This window comes from Mammaliicoccus lentus (genome assembly GCF_002902755.1).
GTDB classification, from domain to species: domain Bacteria; phylum Bacillota; class Bacilli; order Staphylococcales; family Staphylococcaceae; genus Mammaliicoccus; species Mammaliicoccus lentus.
In genome coordinates, this window is record NZ_PPRS01000062.1 from 1 (window position 1) to 407 (window position 407).

Consider the following 407-nt stretch of genomic DNA (forward strand, 5'->3'; position numbering starts at 1 on the left):
CGAAACTGGATAAAACGTTATACTATGGGTAAAGAGAACAAAACATATTCTCCAAAACCCGAGGTGTATACGATGAAAGCAAGAAAAACAAATTTAGAAGAACGCATTGAAATAGTTAAAGATTACATAGAAAGTAATAGTGATTATAAAACAATCGCTGATAAATATTCAGTGACTTATGGTCAAGTTTATAATTGGGTGAAAAAATATAAAAATCATGGTAATGCTGGTTTAGAAGATGGACGAGGCAAAGGGAAACCTCAATCTATAATGACAGAAGATGAAATGAAAGATGCAGAAATTAAAGCATTAAAAGAACGAAATAAATATTTAGAAATGGAGAATGAGGTTTTAAAAAAGCGGAGAGAATTCGAAAGAGAGATGATGAATCAAAAAGTAAACAAATC

Annotated in this window: 1 protein-coding gene; it reads left to right on the forward strand. The window is 30.5% G+C overall.

Annotated elements, in window-relative coordinates; all coding sequences use genetic code 11:
- Positions 1 to 72 precede the first annotated feature (72 nt).
- The coding region (locus CD135_RS11700) for a helix-turn-helix domain-containing protein (protein ID WP_180991119.1) at positions 73 to 407 on the forward strand (335 nt) is incomplete at its 3' end.